General features: G+C 49.1%; 13 protein-coding genes. 4 read left to right on the plus strand and 9 right to left on the minus strand.

Translation table 11 applies throughout. The features are described from left to right. The first annotated feature begins 267 nt into the window (after positions 1-267). The gene (locus tag NO352_RS16040) at positions 268-1185 is read left to right on the plus strand and encodes a serine hydrolase domain-containing protein (protein WP_289356122.1); all 918 of its coding nucleotides are present in this window, start codon (positions 268-270) and stop codon (positions 1183-1185) included. Between the two features lie 96 nt (positions 1186-1281). Here the strand turns inward: NO352_RS16040 and NO352_RS16045 are convergent, their stop codons facing one another. The 4 genes from NO352_RS16045 to pdxR form a co-directional block, all read right to left on the minus strand. Further along, the gene (locus NO352_RS16045) at positions 1282-4386 is read right to left on the minus strand and encodes an efflux RND transporter permease subunit (RefSeq protein ID WP_289356123.1); all 3105 of its coding nucleotides are present in this window, start codon (positions 4384-4386) and stop codon (positions 1282-1284) included. A gap of 1 nt (position 4387) precedes the next feature. Beyond that, positions 4388-5428, minus strand: a complete 1041-nt coding sequence (locus tag NO352_RS16050; RefSeq protein ID WP_005552228.1) for an efflux RND transporter periplasmic adaptor subunit — start codon at positions 5426-5428, stop codon at positions 4388-4390. Positions 5429-5775: 347 nt separating this feature from the next. Next, positions 5776-9306: a discoidin domain-containing protein gene (locus NO352_RS16055; protein ID WP_289356124.1), complete on the minus strand. Its 3531-nt coding sequence runs from the start codon at positions 9304-9306 to the stop codon at positions 5776-5778. 190 nt (positions 9307-9496) lie between these two features. Beyond that, positions 9497-10945 (minus strand): MocR-like pyridoxine biosynthesis transcription factor PdxR, encoded by a 1449-nt coding sequence (gene pdxR, locus NO352_RS16060; protein WP_289356125.1) that lies wholly within the window; start codon positions 10943-10945, stop codon positions 9497-9499. A gap of 454 nt (positions 10946-11399) precedes the next feature. Between pdxR and NO352_RS16065 the strand changes: the two genes are divergently transcribed. Both NO352_RS16065 and cydB read left to right on the plus strand, forming a co-directional pair. Further along, positions 11400-12809: a cytochrome ubiquinol oxidase subunit I gene (locus NO352_RS16065; RefSeq protein WP_268621642.1), complete on the plus strand. Its 1410-nt coding sequence runs from the start codon at positions 11400-11402 to the stop codon at positions 12807-12809. Then, positions 12793-13809 carry a cytochrome d ubiquinol oxidase subunit II gene (gene cydB, locus NO352_RS16070; protein ID WP_289356126.1) on the plus strand — a complete coding sequence of 339 codons (1017 nt, stop codon included), beginning with the start codon at positions 12793-12795 and terminating at the stop codon, positions 13807-13809. Before NO352_RS16065 ends, cydB begins: the two co-directional genes overlap by 17 nt. Positions 13810-14085: 276 nt before the next feature. Here the strand turns inward: cydB and NO352_RS16075 are convergent, their stop codons facing one another. Together NO352_RS16075 and NO352_RS16080 are read right to left on the minus strand one after the other, a co-directional pair. Beyond that, complete coding sequence (locus tag NO352_RS16075) at positions 14086-14778, minus strand: LysR family transcriptional regulator (RefSeq protein WP_289356127.1); 693 nt, start codon at positions 14776-14778, stop codon at positions 14086-14088. Between the two features lie 143 nt (positions 14779-14921). Next, complete coding sequence (locus tag NO352_RS16080) at positions 14922-15791, minus strand: lipoate--protein ligase family protein (RefSeq protein WP_289356128.1); 870 nt, start codon at positions 15789-15791, stop codon at positions 14922-14924. Between the two features lie 468 nt (positions 15792-16259). Here NO352_RS16080 and NO352_RS16085 point away from each other — a divergent pair, with 468 nt between their 5' ends. Next, on the plus strand, positions 16260-17408 hold the full coding sequence (locus NO352_RS16085) for an oxalate decarboxylase family bicupin (RefSeq protein ID WP_171418213.1): 1149 nt from the start codon (positions 16260-16262) through the stop codon (positions 17406-17408). A gap of 418 nt (positions 17409-17826) precedes the next feature. Here NO352_RS16085 and NO352_RS16090 read toward each other — a convergent pair whose 3' ends face one another. The 3 genes from NO352_RS16090 to NO352_RS16100 are packed head-to-tail and all read right to left on the minus strand — an operon-like array spanning position 17827 to position 21043. Then, positions 17827-18483, minus strand: coding sequence for a hypothetical protein (locus NO352_RS16090; RefSeq protein ID WP_289356129.1), 657 nt, complete (start codon positions 18481-18483; stop codon positions 17827-17829). 22 nt (positions 18484-18505) lie between these two features. After that, entirely contained in the window at positions 18506-19834 is a 1329-nt protein-coding gene (locus tag NO352_RS16095; protein WP_289356130.1) for an ABC transporter substrate-binding protein, read from the minus strand. A gap of 51 nt (positions 19835-19885) precedes the next feature. After that, the gene (locus NO352_RS16100) at positions 19886-21043 is read right to left on the minus strand and encodes an efflux RND transporter periplasmic adaptor subunit (RefSeq protein ID WP_289356131.1); all 1158 of its coding nucleotides are present in this window, start codon (positions 21041-21043) and stop codon (positions 19886-19888) included. Positions 21044-21045 lie beyond the last annotated feature (2 nt).

Below are 21045 nucleotides of genomic sequence, written 5' to 3' on the forward strand. Positions count from 1 at the left end.
AAATAAAAAGAAAGCGATTACTATAGACTCATTGACAACGCACTAGAATCAATGACATACTTGCATTATAGATTTCATCACCATTTACCGAAACGTTTCTATTCAATGATGACGCGTGATTTCACGATTTTCATGAAGTGATTTGGATACGTTTCTACCGAGTCCATCTATGATATATACGGCAATATTTATATTCGAAATAGAATGTACACGAAATGGACTGGGGGAATATAGAACATACCGCTCATCGGGAAAGGAGAAATAGAGATGATGAGACCCTCACGCCTAACCGAATTCGTGAATCGGATTACGGCTGAACAATTGCAGATCGCCTCTGTGCGGGTTCGTCAAGGCGGGGAGTTGATTGGAAAATGGGATCAGAACGGAGACAGCCGGCGCCTGCAGCACTCAATCAGCAAATCGTTCACGTGCATGGCCGTCGGTCTCGCCATCGAGGAAGGCAAGCTGGCCTTGGACACGACGCTGGGAGATTTTTTCCCGCAGTACGCTCATATGCATACGGAGCCCAATCCCCTGCTTCGCCCCGCAGGCATCAAACTGAGCGAGCTGCTCCGCATGTCTTCCGGGCATGACTCTCCCCCGCTCTGGGCAGAGGAACGAGCTTCCCTGCAGGAAAAGGACTGGGTTCGCTACTACATGTCGCTGCCTCTAGATAGGGTGCCAGGTGAGCGATTCACATACAGCAGTGGTGATACCTTCATGATATCGGCAATGGTGCAAGCAGCTGTCGGACTGACGGTGCACGACTACTTGCGCCCAAGGCTGTTCGAGCCACTTGGGATTACGAAAGAGACGTGGGATACCTCGCCGCTCGGCGTAACGCTTGGCTGTGCCGGGCTTGCACTTACGAACGAAGAACTGAGCCGCTTTGGTCAGTTGCTTCTGCAGCAGGGAATGTGGAACGGGTCACAGCTTGTCCCTGCCGATTGGATTCGGCTTGCAACGAGTAAGCAGATCGACAATGAAGGCAGCTTTGACTGGTGCCAGGGCTACGGCTATCAATTCTGGATGTGCTCCCATAATGCCTATCGCGCTGATGGCGCATATGGACAGTTCTGTATTATCATGCCCGATAAGGGTGCCGTGATCGCTATCAACAGTCAGGAAGATCGGCTGCAGGACATTTTGGATGCGGTGTGGGCAAAGATTTGGCCGTTATTATAGCAAAATTGCCTCTCCATAAAAAAGCTCCCACAAACGACTATATTCGTTCGCGGGAGCGTCTTTATACCAACATTTCTTTGATATTGGAAATTGGCATCATGAATGGGATACCGTTGCTTCGCTCACGTTCTCCACTTTCGTTTTGCGTGTGAACAAGCGCTTCATCCAGTTCGAGAAATCATCCATATACGTGTACATGACTGGCACCAGCAGCAGCGTGAAGATGGTTGAGCAGGAAAGTCCGAATATAACGACTACCGCCAAAGGTGCCTGCATTTCCGCCCCTTCCCCGATGCCGAGTGCAAGCGGCAGCAAGCCGAGCACCGTTGTTAACGTCGTCATGAAGATCGGGCGAATCCGGCTCGGCGCACCTTGCATGATTGCCTCATGACGATCTAATCCGCTACGGCGTTGGATGTTAATGTAATCCACCAATATGATCGCGTTGTTTACGACGATTCCGGCGAGCATAATGACACCGATTATCGCTGTTACGCTCAGCGGTGTGCCCGTAATGAACAATCCACCAATAACCCCAATGAACGTCGTAGGCATCGCAAACATAATTATGAACGGATACAGAAGCGATTCGAATTGAACCGCCATGACGACATAGACGAGGAAGATGGAGAATACGAGTGCAATTCCAAGATCCCCGAACGCTTCCACCATATCTTCACTCGCTCCGCTCATGGAGTACGAATACCCTTCTGGGAAGTTCATTTTCTTCAACGATTGTTCAATATCCTTCGATATGCTGCCCAGATCTCTGCCCGCAATATCAGCCATAACATTAATTTGACGCTGTTGATTCTCGCGCTGAATCATGACAGGCCCTTGGAGCTGATTGAATTTCGCAACAGCAGATAGCGGAATTAACTGGCCATTCTGAGATTGAATCGTTAAGGCATTCAATGCAGCGATACTGTTGCGCTCCTCCTCTGGCATAATGACTTTCACATTATACTCATTGCCGTCTTCTCGATATTGCGTAGCCGTCTGCCCATTCATGGCAAGCGAAATCTCGCTCAATATTTGTTGATACGAGATGCCATAGGAAGCCGCCAAGCTGCGATCGACGATAATGTTCAACTCCGCATTACCTTCCGCGGCGGATGACTCTGCATTGTATACCCCTTGCACGTCAGAGATCATCCACACCACTTGATTCGCCACTTCCTCCAATATCTGTTGATCTTGGCCGTTCAACTTGATCTGGATCGGAGCGCCTGCACTAAGGCCTGACTCCTGTGCAGACACGGTAATGTCTGCCCCTGCAATATTGCCTGTCGCATCCGTTAATTTCTGCATCAGTTCCTTGGTCTTCATATCCCGCTCCGAAGCCCGAACCAATTGAATGGTGAACGTAGCGGAATTTGTTCCGCCTCCGCCGAATCCTCCACCGCCGCCAATCGATTGGGAAGCCGTCTCGATGATGCCCTCATAAGGCCTGAGCAGTGCTGCCACTTCGTCAGCGGTCTTCTTCGTCTCCTCCAAACTTGTGCCGCTAGGCGTCTGAACCCTGATCTGAATTTGCCCTTGATCCCCGCCAGGCATAAATTCCATGCCGATGAACGGTACGAGGAAGAAGCTCCCTACTAGTAAAGCAATCGTGGCAAACACCGTCGTTTTGCGATGTCCGAGCGCCCATTTCAATATCTTTTTATATCCTGCAACAAACCCGCCGAAGAAGCGCAAATACCAGCCCTTCTTCTCCTGCTGCATGATCTTCTTCTCGGATACGATTTTCGATGCCAGCATCGGAATGAGTGTAATCGCCACGACGAGCGATGCAATAAGCGAGAAGCACACCGTCAGTGCGAGTGGCCGGAAGATATCGGCAGTCAAGCCTTGAATGAACACGATCGGCAGGAACACGACGAGTGTTGTCATTGTTGAGGCGATAACCGCAGAAGCGAGCTCAGATGCCCCCTTCACGGCAGCCTCCTTCATGGACATGCCCTGCTGCCTGTAGGTAAAGATATTTTCCAATATAACGATAGAGTTATCGACCATCATCCCGATGCCGAGCGCAAGCCCGCCCATCGAAATGATATTGAGCGTCTGCCCCGTAAAATACATGAGCGTAAACGTCGAAATAATCGCAATCGGCATGGACAGCGCAATAACGAAGGTCGAGCGTACACTGCGCAAGAAGAGCAACAGGATCACGACGGCCAATGCGCCGCCGCTCAACATATTGCCGATGACGCTATCAATGGATTGACGAATGAAGGTCGATGTATCTGACACTTTTTTCAATTCAATGCTTTGCGGCAATACGTCCTTCATCTTGCTAAGTCCCTTGTCGATGTTATCCGCAACCGCAACGGTATTCGCATCCGATTGCTTCTGCACCGACAGGACAAGAGCAGGGCTGCCATCTACTAGCGTCAGCGAGGTTTGCTTCTTGAACGTATCCTTGACAACAGCTACGTCACTGACCTGTATTTGTCCTCCACGCGGCAAATGAATGATAGTCTGCTTGATTTCATCTACGGAGCTGTATTCGCCCTTCACGCGGATTTGCAGCTCCTGCACGCCTTTCGGCACAGAGCCCGCTGCCTGAGATTTATTCTCTGCATTGATCGCCTGTACGACTTGAGCTGGCGTAATACCGTATCGCGACAAGCTTGCACGATTGAGCTCAACGAGAATTTCTCGCGTTTTGCCCCCAGCAACAGATACAGATGCAACCCCACGTTCTCGTTCCAAGGTTGGAATTATGGTCTTGTCTGCATATTCTTGAAGCTTCTCTGGAGCTGCGCCAGTTAAGCCAAGCGTAATGATCGGCATCTGGTTCGGGTCGAAACGAAGCACGGTCGGATCATTGGCATCGTCGGGAAGCATCCCCTTCACTTGATCGACCTTCTCCCGGACATCGATCAGGGCGTTATCCATATTCGTGCCGGTCTTGAATTGCAACATGACCAGCGAGGAATTCGCCTGTGATTGAGACGACAGCGTGTTAATCCCTTGAATCGTGCTGAGAGAAGACTCCAACGGTCTTGAGATCAGCTTCTCAATTTCTTCTGGAGCAGCCCCTTGATAGGAGGTTGCGACCACTGCAATCGGCACATCGATTTTCGGGAAAAGGTCGATAGCAAGACTCCGCAGACTGAATAAACCCAGTGCCAGAATCGCCAGCACGAGCATCATTACGCCGATAGGACGCTTAACGGAGACATCGATTACTTTCACGTTAGCGTGCCCCCTCGACAATTTTGACTTTATTGCCGTTTGTCAGTGTCAGTTGTCCTTTGACAACAACCTGATCGTTCGGCTGAAGCTTGCCCTTCACGGCCGTCAGTTTGGATTGCGCCTCAAGCACTTCTACCGCTTCCTCGACAGCTTGTCCATCGCGAATGACGAATACGTGCGAAGCGCCATTTTTTTCGACGATTGCTTCTGTCGGCACGAGCAAAGCATCCTTTAGCACTTGCTGATCAACCAAGAATTTGGCCGTCATGCCCGGCTTTATCTCGTCCTTCTTGTTCTCTGCCTGTGTTTCCAGTGCATAAAATCCTGATTCGTTCGCAACAGGCGACAAAAATGTAATGCGCGCATTGATGGTTTTGCCTAGATCCGGCAGCTCCACCTTGACTTCCTTCCGATTTTGCAGAAGCAGCATCTGGTTCGCACTCACATTCGCCGTGAACTTGATCGGATTGGTTGACACGATCGTGAACAACGGCGAAGTGCCTGCCGCAAGCTCCCCTTGCTCCGCCGCTACACGCACCACCTGACCACTGATCGGCGCCTTGATGGATGCGTCTGCTTTACGGTTGTTCGCTTGCTGAATACGGAGCTCTGCCTGTTCGATACTGCGCTTCGCCTGATCCAATTCAAGCTCGGACGCCTGAGCATTGTGCAGCGTTTTATATTGATCCTGCGCTTGTTCCAAGCCTAGCTGCTCCAAGCGGAGCTGAATGTCGAGATCGTCCGCCTTTACGCTTGCCAAAGTGGCGCCTTTGCTGACAGTATCACCCTTCTTCACATGCACACTTTTCAGTTCTCCACTCAGCTTCGGAATCACCTCGACAGACCGGCTTGCACTCGCCGATCCAATCATTTCATTGGTCTGATTCAGTGCCCCCTTCTGCACGGCTGCCACCTGAACAGGCGTCTCCTTCTCCTGTGCCCCCTGCATTGGCTGTTCTTCCTCTAGGCTTCCACATCCCGTCGCGGCTCCGAGCATAAGCAAAATACTGCCCGTAATCAGCCAACGTCTTCTCACTGCCATTACTGTCCCACTCCCCTTTTGTCTATATTTATGAAATAATCCCTTTAGCATTTCAACGCAGCCTTTTTACTAAAGTTCTGCTTAATATGGTTTAGACGTAAAATATCAGCTGCTCCCCTTAATGATAACACGAAAATGAATAACGGGTCATTCAGTAGAATGGATAAACATGTGAAGATTACGTGATGTTGATTTGTCATACGATATCTCTATGACTCCATTATCAGAATCGTTTTCTCGATAACATAGGAAACTTTCACTAGCTCCCTTACCATGAGCCGTAAACAAGAAATTGAATAGATCACACAAAAACCTCGCCTCCGGCAAGGAAGCGAGGCCTGACCTTCCTATTTCTGCTGAAGCTGCGAGGCGAGCGTCTTTATCGGATCAATTGGTCGGTTCGCATCATATGGATAGCGATTCAATACTTGCAGCATCAGTTGGCGCAGCTTCTCATTGCCGTTTACCTTCGGCAGAAGGTTTTCCACCATTTCAATTAAACGCTTGTACTCCGGAATTTGCCCTGGCGAGTATACCTCGAACTCGAAGAACGAGTTGCCGAAGACGGTTGCCCGCTTTACACCTTGGAACTTCACATATCTAGCTTGCGTTGTATCAAATTCAAGAATGTCTAATGTACCCTTGGAATCAAGGACTCCGCCTTCTCCGGAAATGTTGCGCCAGTTTGCTTTGTCATTCGAAACCAAAATTTGATATTTTTCTGCATATGCACCTTGCCACTTAATCACAATCTTATTGATGTCCTTGTCCTCTCCCAAATCAACGAGGAACCAGGCATCATCCACATACTTGCTTGACCAGCGTGTGGACTCATTTCCATCCACGGCCTTATCAGAAGAATAATACGGGAACTCTGGCTCAGAAGATTCTGTAGCCTTATTTAGCGCCAAATTTTCCGTGCTGAGCAGTTCGATCGCTTTGTTGTAGATGACCACATTATCCAAGGTGCCCTTGAATGCGTTGGTCTCGCTGCCGATGCGAAGCGACGGCAAGACGAGCGTGTGCATTTTCGGATACTGCATTTCCAGACGTTCGACATACTCATCAATATTGACGAACAGCGATACACCCTTGTCATCGCCCTTCAACAAAATATGTGTCCACTTGTCCTCTGGAACGACATAATTGAACGTACTGTTATAATGTTCTTTACTAAACCCAAGCTTGCCTGTCTTGCCTTGCTTCAATTTCAGCGCACCAACAGGCGATTCCATCAACACAGCATCTTCTGGATTGTCCTTGTCAGGCTTGATCCACATCGATGCAGTCCAACCGAACCCAATCGCATCGACCGGTGTCTCGATGTAGCTCTTTCCTCCGTTGAAGCGCGCCCCCTGCTCATACTTGCCTTCCGCAATATCCACATTAACTGCCTTGCCATCAAAGCCATTGCCAGAACTATCTTTGAATTCTTGCTCAAACAGGTATTCCATAACAAGATTATCTGGATTCCCCACGGTAATTTTGTGAGAACGATCGGCATTCGGCGCATCGCCGATCACCTTCGTACGATTGTTAAATTGCGCGAAAGACTTATCATCACGCGTTCCCGTCCACATCTTCTCTACCACTACCTGTATGCCTGGCAGCAATCGAATATGCGCATCGTCCATCGACAAGCCATTCGCTTCCGATACGTCATTCCACATGGAGAACATGCCGCCCTTTACACGCGGATGTCCAAGCGGCAGCATCGTATTCTCCCATTTGTTCGGCTCCCATTCATCATACAGAAATTGTGAATTCAAATAGTTGCCGTAAAGGGTAGGCACGATGTACATGTATACATTCTGAGAGTTGATGACATCATAGCCGAGATCCACCGCCTGCTGCGGCGCGCCGTATGGCTCATACCAGATGCCCATCGTTGCCTCGTTGCTGATTGGCGTCGTTCCGTTATATTGCGTCAATCCACCCCACATGTGCGGATGCTTCCCCTTGCTGTTAATATGCTTCACGAGCGTATCCATGTACCATCGGAACCGCTCAATATCCGATCCCCAATATTCGTCCGTACCGATATGCACTTCCGGCCCAACGAAGGTCGGATCACTTCCATCCAAGTACTCATTGAATAAGTTCTTGATGAATTCAACTGTTTCCGGCTTAGAGATATCCAAGTGGGAGTCATCTCCAAGCGCCGAATTGTAGGTCGTGAATGCGCGAGAATGTCCTGGCGTGTCGATTTCCGGTACAATATTGATGCCGTAGTCCATGCCCAGGAGCTGCAAATCCTTGAATTCCTGCTTCGTATAATGGCCGCTGCCGCTTGCAAGCCCCGGATACGTCGCGCTTTCCAAGCGATAGGCTGCACGCGTGCCATCTGCGAACGGTTCACCAACATCATCATTCAAATGAATTTGGAACATATTCATCTTGTACCAGGACAACAGCTTCACATAATCCTGAAGGAAATCAATCGTGAAAAATTTGCGTGCTACGTCAATCATGAGTCCGCGCTTCTCATACTTTGGATAATCCCTTGCTTCCCCGCGCGGAATCGTATGATCCTCATGCTGCTTCATAATTTGCAGCGCCGTTCGTGTGCCGTAAAATGCCCCTGTTGCCGATGAAGAGGTAATCGATACGTACTCGGCTACCTTGAACACATTGCCCTCATTTCCGAGCAAAGACAAGGATGGGTCAATAGCCAAATAAATGTCGCCTGCTTGCGGCTGTCCTACTGCCACTTCTAGCGTATAGCCTGTCAAATCCAGCAGGTCATCGCGAGTAATCTCCGCCGCTTTGCGCAACTGTGATTCATCCTTCGGATTAACGACAATCCGCGAAGATGCAGTTAATGTATAATTTCCTGAATCCCCATACCATTCGCGCAGAGAAGGAATCACTTCCGGCTCAGCATTGCGATCCGGCGTCTGCTTATGCAAGCCCGGAACGATTACAGGTACACTACCTGACAGCAGCTTCCGATCTGGATTGTTCTGCTCCTCCACTTGGATAATCAAATTCACCTTGGCATCTACAAGCGGTGTATGGATGTTGCCATCGCGATCAATGACCGGAAGTCTGTCGCTGCCAAATACGCTCACATTGTATCCTTCGGGCACTCCTGCAGCGGTCCAGTCAAGCTTCGTCTGTCCGGCCCGTACGGTTAGCGCAGCCGTCACCTTATCAATGACCGATTGCAGATCAGACAATTGATACACCTCAAATTCATAGAAAGAATAGCCGTACAGTGTACCTTCAACAGGCGCGCGCTTGACGCCCTGGAACTTCACATAACGTGCTTCGCGGACAGGAAAATCAACGATTTCCACACCGCCCTTGCATGGAATAATGCCGTCATTTTCTTTCACATTCGTCCATGTCTTGGCATCATCCGATACAAAAATCTTGTATGTATCAGCCGGAGTTTGCCAACGGATAACCACTCGATCGAACGATTTCTTCTCACCTAAATCTACATAAAACCATTGTTCATCTTCTTTTGCTGAAGACCATCTTGTATTCCCTTTACCGTCTACAGCCAGCTCAGATCCTAAATAATCCACTTCATTGCCAGAGGAAAACGCCGGCTTATGCAGCGCTAGATTCGTTCCGCTAAATGTAGCAGTTGCGAGAAGGCGGGCGGCTTCCTCATTTGTATCCCCATTTGGATCTGGAATGATATTGCCATCCTTATCATAAACGACATCAGTTACACTGGGTGGAGTACCATCCGCCTTATCTGGTACGGATATAACAGGGCCATCCGTTTTATATTCCACTTTCACGCCATCCTGCTCATTTGATTGAGCAAGCGCCTTGGCAGGCTGAACTACTGTAAGTGCAGAAGTCAAGACAACCATCAAACTGAGCAGCATAGAAATCGCTTTCAAATAAATGGATCGTTTCATTATTTCCCTCCATCTCTTCTCGTTATCAAAAATGTATGTTCGCTTTTTCCTCATCCCTCCACTCAACTGCGCTCTGCTTCGTAAACGCTTACTTTAATCTTGCCTCTCCATCATATTACAAAAAAATGCAATCAGAAAGGGGAAACTTTCCAACTGCATCTCTTTTTTTGAATTTTTTCTCCAACATGTATCATTTCATACGCTGCCGGGATGCTTTTAACGCTTGGGCAAATCGCGCTATCCCTAAGTCAATTTCATCCTCATGCGGTCTTGCATACGTAAACCGGACATACCCGGCTTTTGAGCCGTAAACCGTTCCGGGATAATATAATACCCCTTGCTTTACGCTTTCTTCTAGCAATAATGTATCATGGAATGGGGGGTTCACTTTACACCATAAGTGCAGCCCTCCTTGCGGAAGCGAATACGCCACCTCCCCCGGAAGTTCGCGCTGCAAAGCATCGATAAGCAAATTCCGCTTCTTGAGAAGCTCCTGCCGCAGCCGCACCAAGTGCTGGTCAAAATAAGCTTCTGACAGCAAGCGTGCAGCGATTCGCTGTGGCAGCACACTCATCCCGAAGTCGATTTGCTGACGTTCAGCAGCAAGCCGAGTGATGACTGACTGCGGGGCAACCATCCAACCAATCCGCAGGCCAGAGGCTACAATTTTGGATAATGAACCAATGTAAATGACGGTATTATTCGTATCTAGCGATTTAAGTGTCGGCGGCGGATTGCCTGTAAAGGAGGTCAGGCTGAACGGATCATCCTCCACTATCGGAATGCCTAAGCTGCCGCAAATCTCAAGCAACTGTTCCCGTCTAGAAGGATCAAGCACACGGCCCGTTGGATTATGATAATTCGGATTCACAAATATCATCCGTATGTTGTGCTCCCGATACAAGGACAATATCCCATCCGGACATATCCCCTTCTCATCTACAGGCAGCCGAAACAAGCGCAAGCCAGCCGCGTGGAACATAGGCAGAGAATTATAGTAGGAAGGATCCTCAATCGCAATCGCATCCCCTGGCTGAAGCAAACGGTGGGTGATTAAATACAGCGATTGATGAGATCCTGACGTAACCAAAATCGATGATTCCGTCGTTCGAATGCCGCGGTAATGATGCAAAAAGGAGGACAAAACCTCCCGCAGCGGCATATAGCCCTGCGAATGGTCATAGCTCATATCCTCGTGCAGCGGATGCTCGCTCAAAAGCATCCGCATTTCTTCATTTGGCGACAAATCGGGGGACAGTTCCCCGCTGGCAAAGTCAATGCAGCTGATGCCCGAATCCAATGCGGAACGAATAATTTGTGAGTACAGCGGATCAGGCTGGACCACCTTGCATCCATCTAAATACTGATGCCAATCTGGCGTTTGCTGAGAACCCGTTCCCCACATCGACTTACTTACTCGGGTACCGCTGCCGACCATGCTTTCGATAATGCCTGCAGCACGCAGCTCCTCATAGGCTTGAACGACAGTGCTTCGGTTCACATGTATTTGCTCGGCAAATTTACGTTCCGATGGTAGGATGCTTCCCGGAGAAAATTCACCGTTATAAATGCTGCGCTCGATATATGCGGCAATCTGCTGATAAAGCGGTTGTTTGCTGGAGCGATCCGGTTTCCACATGGAAAATACACCTCTCGCTTTCGTAGTCTGTGATTTTTATCACATTTAACTAAGTATATCATTACCCTCACCGCTCCCCCATGGCTTGATTTCATCGAAACGTTGTCAACTCTGTGTCAGTCTCTTGAACATGGATGATCTCCCCCTGCTGAAATGGATGGCGACATCCCATCCACTCTGCTCTATGATAAGGCTGAACATGTGAATGTATCTAAATCAGCCCACTCATACCGCATAACAGCGCTATGAGTCAGAAAATCGCGATGCACCTTATTGCGATGCACCTACAGCACCTACATCATATTTAGATGAATTGCCAAACACATTCAAACCGATGACAACCATTGTAAGCACACAGAGCATCCCATAACGTGAAGTTATTCACATTGTTTATTTCAAGCACGCAACCCATCCTACACGAACGAACATCGCTTTTTGCCAATAGGAGGCCTCTATGGATCAAGTCATTCTCGCGCGAATTCAATTCGCTTCAACAACGCTATTCCACTACATCTTCGTCCCGATGACGATCGGACTGGCGTTTTTAATCGCTGTATTGGAGACGCTCTATGTCCTCAAGGGTAAGGAGATTTACAAGCAAGCTGCCTTATTCTGGAGCAAATTATTTCTGATTAACTTCGCAGTCGGCGTCGTCACCGGCATTTTGCAGGAGTTCCAGTTCGGGATGAACTGGTCCAATTATTCCCGTTTCGTCGGAGACGTGTTCGGGCCATCGCTTGCCATTGAAGGGCTGCTCGCCTTCTTTATGGAATCCACCTTCATTGGCTTGTGGGTGTTCGGCTGGGAGCGCTTATCGAAGCGCGTTCATCTCGCTTGCATTTGGATCGTCTCGATCGGCACCGTATTGTCCGCGTTCTGGATCTTGACGGCCAACTCATTCATGCATGCGCCAGTCGGATATGAATTCAAAAACGGCCGGGCAGAGATGAGCGACTTCTTTGCGCTTATTACGAATCCGCAATTATGGCTGCAATTTCCGCATACGCTATTCGCTGCATTCGCAACCGGCGCCTTCTTTATGACAGGCGTCAGTGCATGGAAGCTGCTGCGTGGACACAATCCAGACATGTTCCGCCGTTCGTTCCGTGTCTCGATTACCGTTGCCTTGATTTCATCCGTCCTCGTTGCCTACATTGGGCATGCACAGGCGCAGCATCTGCTCGCTTCTCAGCCGATGAAGATGGCAGCAGCCGAGGCGCTCTGGGATACAAGCGAGGATCCAGCACCGTTCACTCTATTTGCCAACATAGATACGGAAAAGAAAGAGAATTCGTTCGATATCCAAGTACCCTATATGCTCAGTCTGCTATCGTATAACAAGCTTAGCGGCAGCGTGGAAGGGATGAATCAAATTCAAGCGCGCTATGAACAGAAGTACGGACCAGGAAATTATATTCCATCGGTCAAAATGACGTTCTGGAGCTTCCGCATGATGGTCGTAGCAGGAGGGCTCATGTGCCTTGTCGGCATCCTCGGACTCCTATTTTCCCGCAAAAAGATGCTAGAGCAGCGCCCCTGGTTCTTGAAGCTGATGGTCGGCATGATCGCCTTTCCGTTCCTCGCCAATTCGGCGGGATGGCTTATGGCCGAGATGGGTCGTCAGCCGTGGGTTGTGTTCGGAGTCATGCGCACAGAGGACGCCATATCGCCGACCGTTACGGCGGAAGAGCTGCTCTTCTCACTCATTGCTTTTACGACCATTTATGCGGTACTGGCCATTATCGACGCTGTTCTATTCGTCAAGGTAATTCGTAAAGATGAGCAGATGGAAAAACCGGAGGAAGAAGATATGAAGAATTACGATCCATTTGATAAGGAGGAAGCACATGCTATCGCTAAATGAGTTATGGTTCATACTCGTTACCATCTTATTCGTCGGATTTTTCTTCCTTGAAGGATTTGACTTCGGGGTAGGCATGGTCGCTAGGTTCCTCGGGAAGACGGATCATGAGCGGCGCATCATCATCAACACAATCGGCCCGTATTGGGACGCAAACGAGGTATGGTTAATTACGGCTGGAGGAGCTATGTTCGCTGCCTTTCCAGAATGGTATGCCACGTTGTTCAGCGGCTTCTATATTCCATTCGTCGTGCTGCTGTTGGCGCTTATCGCGCGCGGAGTAGCATTCGAATTTCGAGGTAAGATGGATTATGGCGCTTGGAAAAAAGCGTGGGATGCCGCGATATTCATCGGGAGTCTGCTGCCTCCGTTCCTGTTCGGCGTCGTATTTGCCAATATGATTCGCGGTGTGCCGATTGACGGCAGCAAGGAAATGGTCGGGAGTGTGCTTGATCTGCTGAACGGATATTCCCTCGCTGGCGGTGTGGCCGTAGTCATGGTGTGCATCCTGCACGGGCTCGTCTTCATTACACTGCGAACCACTGGCGAGCTGCGGGAGCGGGCACGGAAGGCAGCACGCGATGTCAGCCCGGCAGTTGTCGTCCTCCTGCTGCTGTTCGCCATGATGACGTATGTCAGCACCGATATTTATACGGTGCATGGCAGCGTATGGATTATCCTGCCTCTGTTAGCTGGTTGCGCGTTGATTCTAGCCATGTTGCTCATTAGACGGGAACGGGATGGCTTGGCGTTCGCCATGACGGGTGCCGTTATCATTCTATCAGCCGTGAGCATGTTCATCGGATTGTTCCCGCGGGTTATGGTCAGCTCGATCAGCCCTCAGTTCCATCTGACGATTATGAACGCCGCTTCCGGCGCTTACTCGCTAAAGGTGATGACGTATATCTCGTTGACAATTCTGCCGTTTGTGCTTGGATATCAAATTTGGAGCTACTACGTCTTCCGCAAGCGGATCGATGATAAGGAACATCTGGAATATTAATAGGATTTTCGAATCAATACGCAAAATAATGAGTATTTCACCAATTAATATAGGCTTGCTATACTCGAACCGTTACCTGAAAAGGAGGGGTTAGAATGAATTCGCGAAAGCTTGGTACAAGCGGATTATCCGTAAGCGAGATTGCTTTGGGAAATTGGATTACTCACGGCGCGCAAGTGGACGATCAGACAGCGCATGCTTGTGTACATTAGCAAATCGACCTTATACTTGACGGGCTTATTGAACGCGATTCGGGTAAAACCGGCTAATCACGGATTATTCATTTGTAGCTGCTGGACTTATGTCTTCCATAGTCTCAAGAAAGGCGGACAAGGCCCCCTTATCCGTATCGGTTCTCCAAGCGGCAATAAGGGGAACCGACGGTACACTTTCTTCAAATGGCCGGAATCCAACACCACTGCGCTGGAATACGGCAACCGAAGAAGGTGCGATGGAAACGCCGAAATTCGCAGCCACCAAATTTACAATGGTATACATTTGAATCGCTTCCTGTACAACATTCGGATAAACGCCGTGTTGTGCGCAAAAGCCCATGATGAGATCGTGAAAAGGAACGCCAAGATGACGCGGAGGCAAGATGAACGGCTCCAATTTTAACGAGCTGACGGACAAAATCTGCTGACTAGCCAAGGGATGCTGTTCGGGAAGTATGGCAATAAGAGATTCACTGGTGAAGGTTCGATAATCAATAGGCTTTGCACACTCGATGGAGCGAAGAAATCCGATGTGAATAGTTCCATCGAGCAAAGCCTGCCCTTGCTGGGCAGAGGTCATCTCACGCAAAGTAAGCTGTATTTGTGGGAAATTCCCCCGAAATGCTTGTATAAGATCAATCATTAGTCCGCCCGCAGGCGTAAGACGAACTTGCCTGGTATTGCGTTCCAATCGTTTTACGCCAATTTCTTTTTCAAGAGCTTGAATTTGTTGGCTGAGGGGAGGCTGTGACATATTCAATTTTTCCGCTGCACGGTTAAAATGAAAGCTCTTCCGCTACAGCAATAAAGTAATGCAATTTGCGTATGTCCATTCCTGCGCCCCTTTTCCAAATGGTCTCCTTAGATGTGGAGGATTCCACTCTTACCTATTTACGCTCAAGCTTTGATTCCGTAACGTTCACGCAATGTATGGATGACGTTATGCACTTGCTCTGACTCTGGGAGCCACAATCCTGAAGCCGCTTGTTCGAGACAACGCTCTGACTGGCGTTCCTGCACTACTTTCTTCACAGCATCTATAAAGACTTGCGCCGCCCCTATCCCAACATTGCTGCCGAGCGAAGCCAGCTCTTCGAGACTGCCTGTCTTATCTTCCGTCACAACAGGATGATCCGCTTGCAACACGCCCAACGCAGCACGCTCATAGAAGGAGCGGACGAGCTCAGCGCTCACTTTGCCCGAACCTTCGCATATGACGAATGCCTGCACGACAAAGGCATGAGCTTGACGCCGCTGCGCAATGCCGCAAAATTTGATGCCGCCTATGCTGAGATCATAATCGCCAGGGCAGTATGCGCCATCGATTTCACCCTTGTCGACCGTATAGCCCGTGTTCCGCAGAGCAAGCTTAATCAACTGATACATGCGCTCATAGTCCGAGCGGAAGCATTTGTCGCCCAGCCCTTCCTTTGGCAGGATCAATGAAATGTTCACAACGCCCAAATCGAGCGGTACGGCAGCCCCGCCCGTGCTGCGGACAGCCGTCGAGTAGCCAAGCGACTCCAGCCATTGCTGCGCTTCTGCGGCATGCGGCAGTCTGCTGTCGCGCAGCCCCATCACAAAGCCTCGCGGATGACGCCACAGATGACATACAGCGGGTCCTCCCTTGCCCGTATGTCTGCACAGCAGCTCGTCCAATGCAAAAGGATACAAAATGTCGGGCTCCTCCAGATGCTGCGTGCGATCCAGCAATAAAATATTGTCCAGTCCTTCTCCCTTCGTTAATGAAGTCGTACAATCCGCCATTTCTGCATCCCCCTTTAAATCATCAAAACCTGCCAAACCTTTATTATAATCGGATTCCGCCAAACTATATGTAGCTTAACACGGAATGAGTCCGTATGGAAAAATAAGAAGTCTCGCCGCTGATAACGTTCGTATCTGTTACATCAGCTAGCAACCTTCCGTCCTATATGTTTTTTTCACCAATTCTACCATGTTTTGATATTTGATATTGCCTCTGCTATGATAGAGACAGCCACCACGAATCTGGCATAAATAACCAGTCAAGGGGAGGGCATCATAATGATTGATTTCAAGCATCAATTTTTATTGATGAAACGTCGAAGGAATCAGTTCACTCCTGTTTAGGCCGTTGGTCTCGGAGTTACCGTTGCCGCCGGATCTAAATACTGCGCCTGTTGTGAGGTGTTCCCATTTTCGTTTTTCCACGAAAGCAAATCAGTTCATCTGAAATGAAGGGAGACGTTTACAATGGAACAGCTGAAAAATAAGATTCCACAACCAATTAGAGGCGATCAAGGAGCAACTGATGAAGGCCCAAGAAATATTGAACGCGATCTTCAAAATCCGGATTTGCTTGTTCCACCGGTAACCGATTCAGGCACAATTCCGAATTTGAAATTCTCTTTTTCTGATACCCATGTTCGTATTGAACGCGGCGGCTGGTCCCGTGAAGTGACAGTACGCGAATTGCCGGTCTCGACGACGCTTGCCGCTGTGAATATGCGATTGACTCCAGGGGGTGTCCGTGAACTTCATTGGCATAAAGAAGCCGAGTGGGCCTACATGTTAGGCGGAAGAGCACGCATTACAGCTGTTGATGAGAATGGGCGAGAATTCATTGACGATGTAAGTGAAGGTGATTTGTGGTATTTCCCATCAGGCATCCCCCATTCCATTACCGGCCTTAAGGAAGGCTGTGAATTCCTCCTGGTTTTCGATGACGGTTCATTCTCTGAAAATAGTACCTTTGCTATTTCAGATTGGTTCTCCCATACACCCAAAGATGTATTAAGCGCCAATTTCGGTGTACCGGAAGAAGCTCTCAAGAATATTCCTCCAGAAGAAAGATATATGTTTCAAGGAACGGTGCCGGGCCCCATTGCAAAGGAACGCCCACATCAAACAAATGGCGGGGTTGCACATTCTTTCAGTTACCATTTACTCAACCAAGAACCTATAATTACAAATGGAGGCAAAGTCCGCATTGCTGATTCCACCAACTTCACTGCTGCAAAAACCATTGCATCGGCCCTTGTTGAAATCGAACCGGGCGGTATGCGCGAACTGCATTGGCATCCTAATGCGGCGGAATGGCAGTATTACATTCAGGGCAAAGGCCGAATGACTGTATTTGCCTCGGAAGGACATGCCCGCACTTTTGACTATCAAGCCGGGGACGTTGGATATGTGCCTTTTGCTTATGGACACTATGTCCAAAATACGGGGGAAGAGCCGCTGATCTTCCTTGAGATGTTCAAAAGCGACCGCTTTGCAGATGTCTCGCTGAACCAATGGATGTCACAGACGCCTCCTAATTTGCTCAAAGAGACACTCAACATTGATGATAAGTTCATCAAGACTTTGCATAATGATAAACGACCTGTGATTAAAAATTAAAGCTTTAGCTGCGTCTCTCAATCCTTATCGAAATGCTTTTTGCTCGGTACGGGGTGTATAGCGAGGAACAGGAACGCAGCGGCTTTAGTCGTGGCAATCTAACACGACTTAGGTCATCTAGTTATTGGCCTAAGAAATCCTGCAGGGGCGGTACCAAGTCTATGGCCCCGCTTGTTCTTACAAACTTGGAGCTGGCAGCATAAGCCCGAAGCTTTTATGGATGAAGCTAGGCAATGCTAAACATGTGCAGAAAAAGGCTGCCCGTAGGTGGGATATAATATGCTCCCCAAACGATAGACAGGTGAAACCTGTTAACCGTAAGGGGAGCATTTTTCATGTCCAAATAAAGAACAACGTTTATCTTATTTCCATCAATGAAATTAGTAGGCCTTGTAGATCTGTCATTGTTCTTGATTTTCTACATCTGAATCGATTCAATCATTTCATGAACGGCATTCTGCCATTCCCCTTGCTCAATAGCTGGAGCGCTAAATTGAATTTCAAGATGTGCCCCATTTAGTTCCGCCCAGCCGACGAGACGATAAGTGTCTCCCTTCTGAGAAGGCATAATAACTTCATTGACTGCAATGTGCTTCCCATGAACGAGCAGCGTTTCATTTTTCAACCACTCTAGCTTTTCTCCTCCACTGTCTTGTTCCAAAATTCCCTTCATCTTTATTCGACCCTCATCGATTCCAGCATCGGTCACGAGCTGTTCTGGATCATGCTGTATCTCAAGCTTAACTTTCTTGCTGCTATCCGTGTAAACAAGCTTCGAGTTCGATGTCTCATTCGTTTGCGCCTCTAATCCCTGCGGGAGCTTCAGTGACATCAAATTCGAGAACACGTGAATTCTTCCTTGCTCAGGAGCCTCCCTTTCCGCAGTCTTATTCTCTTGTTCTGCTCTCCCTTGCTCACTCTCCTCCTGCTGCGGAGTCAAAGAGACGTTCTTGGTCTCATCAGCATTCTTCTCCTCGCTGCCTGAGAAGCTGCAAGCAGAAATGCTGACCGCTGCCGAAAGTGCCAATAGAACCATCCACTTTTTCAACCTGCTTCCATCCCTATCACTTCGCATTTGTGCCTCCCCCCTTCCGTGTCTATTCATTTAAATAGGTCGTCACACGGTTTGCGATCAAATCCGAAACCGCTTGTGCCGATTTTTGACCGTTATAGTAAGCCTTCGCTTCCTCCTCGATAATCGATTGAACTTTCGAATTATCCATTATTGCGGTGTTCGCATCGGCCAGCATCTGCTTGACCATGTCAATGTCTGCCTTCTGAATCTGGATTGCGGATCCCGTTGGCGATTCGACAGTGCCTTTGTCCTCAAGCGCCTTGAGCGTCTGCTCGTTTACCTTTTTATTGACAGAGAACCCTCGCAGTCCAGGCATGGTCTGTATTTCCTCAGACAATAAGAACTTCATGAAATCCCATGCTTCGGCCTGCACCTTCGAATTCCGATTCATCCCTAATTTGTTAGATGTCACGAAGGTGCCTCCGGCCTGCTGCCCAGCCGCGAGCGGCTTGCGATAAATCTTCCCTTGCTCATAGAACATTGCTGGCGTACTGAAGTAATCTTCCGGCGAAGTAATCAAATTAGGTGCAAAAAAGTAATCTCCTGCGCTCACTGTCGCATCCGTCGCTACCTTATCTACATACATCGTCTTCACTTGCTCCATCAATCCGACAAATGCATTGGCATCGAAGCTGGCGGGGCGCTGCTCCTCATTGACAACGCGAGCATAGTTATCAGCGAACAGAATGTTCAACATCCGCTCTGGCGGCGTATTCCCCAGCGAATACGTGTGCCCGCCGGACGCTGCCAAACGTTTGCCTACTTCCGTAAACTCTCCCCATGTCCATGCGTTGTCATCGAATGTGACGCCGGATTGCTGAATTGCCTTCGCATCGCCCATAAGACTGTCCAAGGAAAACCGCAGAGGCAGCGCATAGAGACCTCCTCTCATCTTGGCCCCGTCCAGAATGTTCATCTCGTACGAATTAGAATCAAAGGCAGGATCCTGCTTCATCAGCTCGCTCAAGTTCACCAGCGCTTGCTTGTCTACGTATTTCCCTATTGGCAACCCGCTCACATTCAAGTCGATCAAATCGGCCCCTTTACCGGACAATAGCTCTGTAGTAGTGGTATTCACATACTTCTCGGCACTTCCTTCTTGATTGGAGCCTCCCCCTAGGCTGTATTCTTTGATTTGAATATCCACATTGGGATGCTTCGCTTCATACATTTTCTCAGCCTGAGCATACACAGGATCCGCTCCCAATACGGACAAGACAACGACTTTCTTCCCGTCCTGTCCCTGCTGCTCTTCTTGCTTCGCCTCACCAGCCTGTTTGCCGGCACATGCTGCCAATGTCATCGCTATCGTTAATGCAACGACCAGACTGCGTACACTCCTTTTTTTCACCCTGAATCGCTCCTCTCCATTCTTCATGGGATCGTTGCGCGTTCAAACGCATTAGATCCTTACACGTTGACCATCTGTTACTGGCTCACTGCTCTCGACAATAATCTGGGCTTTCGCGTATACCCCTTGCACCAGCGTTTCTTGGCCATTCGTCCCCCCTAATCGAACGGAAACCTTGCTAGCAATAAAAATATTGCCCAATGGGCCGGAACGCTCTTCGATAATAAGCACATAGCTGTCCTTCCCTGCCTGACGAATCGCTTGGTTTGATACGAGCATGCCGCCATCGCTCTTCTTCGTTTGTGTCAATTCCACGCTTACGAGCTCATTCGCTTGAATATTCGGATGTTGAACCTTCACAATGACCCGTTGACTCGAATTTGTCTGCGATGCACTCCATTCTGCTTCCTCTTGGAGGGAAGCCCCTCCATCAACGCCTGCCATCGGTCGAATGTCGATAATGCTCCCTTCAACCGGAACATTTGCCTCCTCATGCTCGATATGCACGCGTATCTTTTCCCCGGTACGCAATTCCCGGCCGAAGGCATCCGGGATGACAATTTCGAATTGATACCCTTGCTGCCTATTCGCTACACTAACATCTGGGCCGCCGCTTCCTGAAGGAAGCTGCGGCGTCGCACGTACTTGTGTCACAACACCGTCAAAGGGCGCGATGATTCGTCTACGATCATTCGCCTCCGACTGCATTGTGGTCACTTTTCGCTCCTGAACTCCTATAGCTATTCGCACACGTTCTATCTCCCGCTTTGTGCTGCGCGCTCGCATACCGTCGTTATTTTGTACGGCTTCAATATAATCATCCTGCAAGTCAACTAATGTTAGCCGCTGCCCTGCAAGGCCCGCCTGTACATCCAATATTTCCTGAACAGCAGCAGGATTCTCATAGGTGATTAACGTCTGCCCCTTAACTACACGATCTCCCTCTTTTACATAAACCTTTTTGATTGACCACTCCGCCCTGTTCGATAAATCGATATGCTGCCGAGGTATTAATCGGGCCGTACCACGCCACGTGGTTACTAGCGCTCCTTCCCTCCCTTGTTCGGTGCGCACCTTCGGCAAATGTAACGTCAGCAATGTATTGCTCGCCAGGGTAAGGAAAAGGAGCAAGCTGAAGAACAGGCCGGAGAGCCATACTATTTTTCGTTTTTTTCTTGCATCCAGCGCTGCTGTGAACCCTATAGCCATCC

Source organism: Paenibacillus sp. S-12, from assembly GCF_030363895.1.
In the GTDB taxonomy this organism is placed as follows: domain Bacteria; phylum Bacillota; class Bacilli; order Paenibacillales; family Paenibacillaceae; genus Paenibacillus_B; species Paenibacillus_B alvei.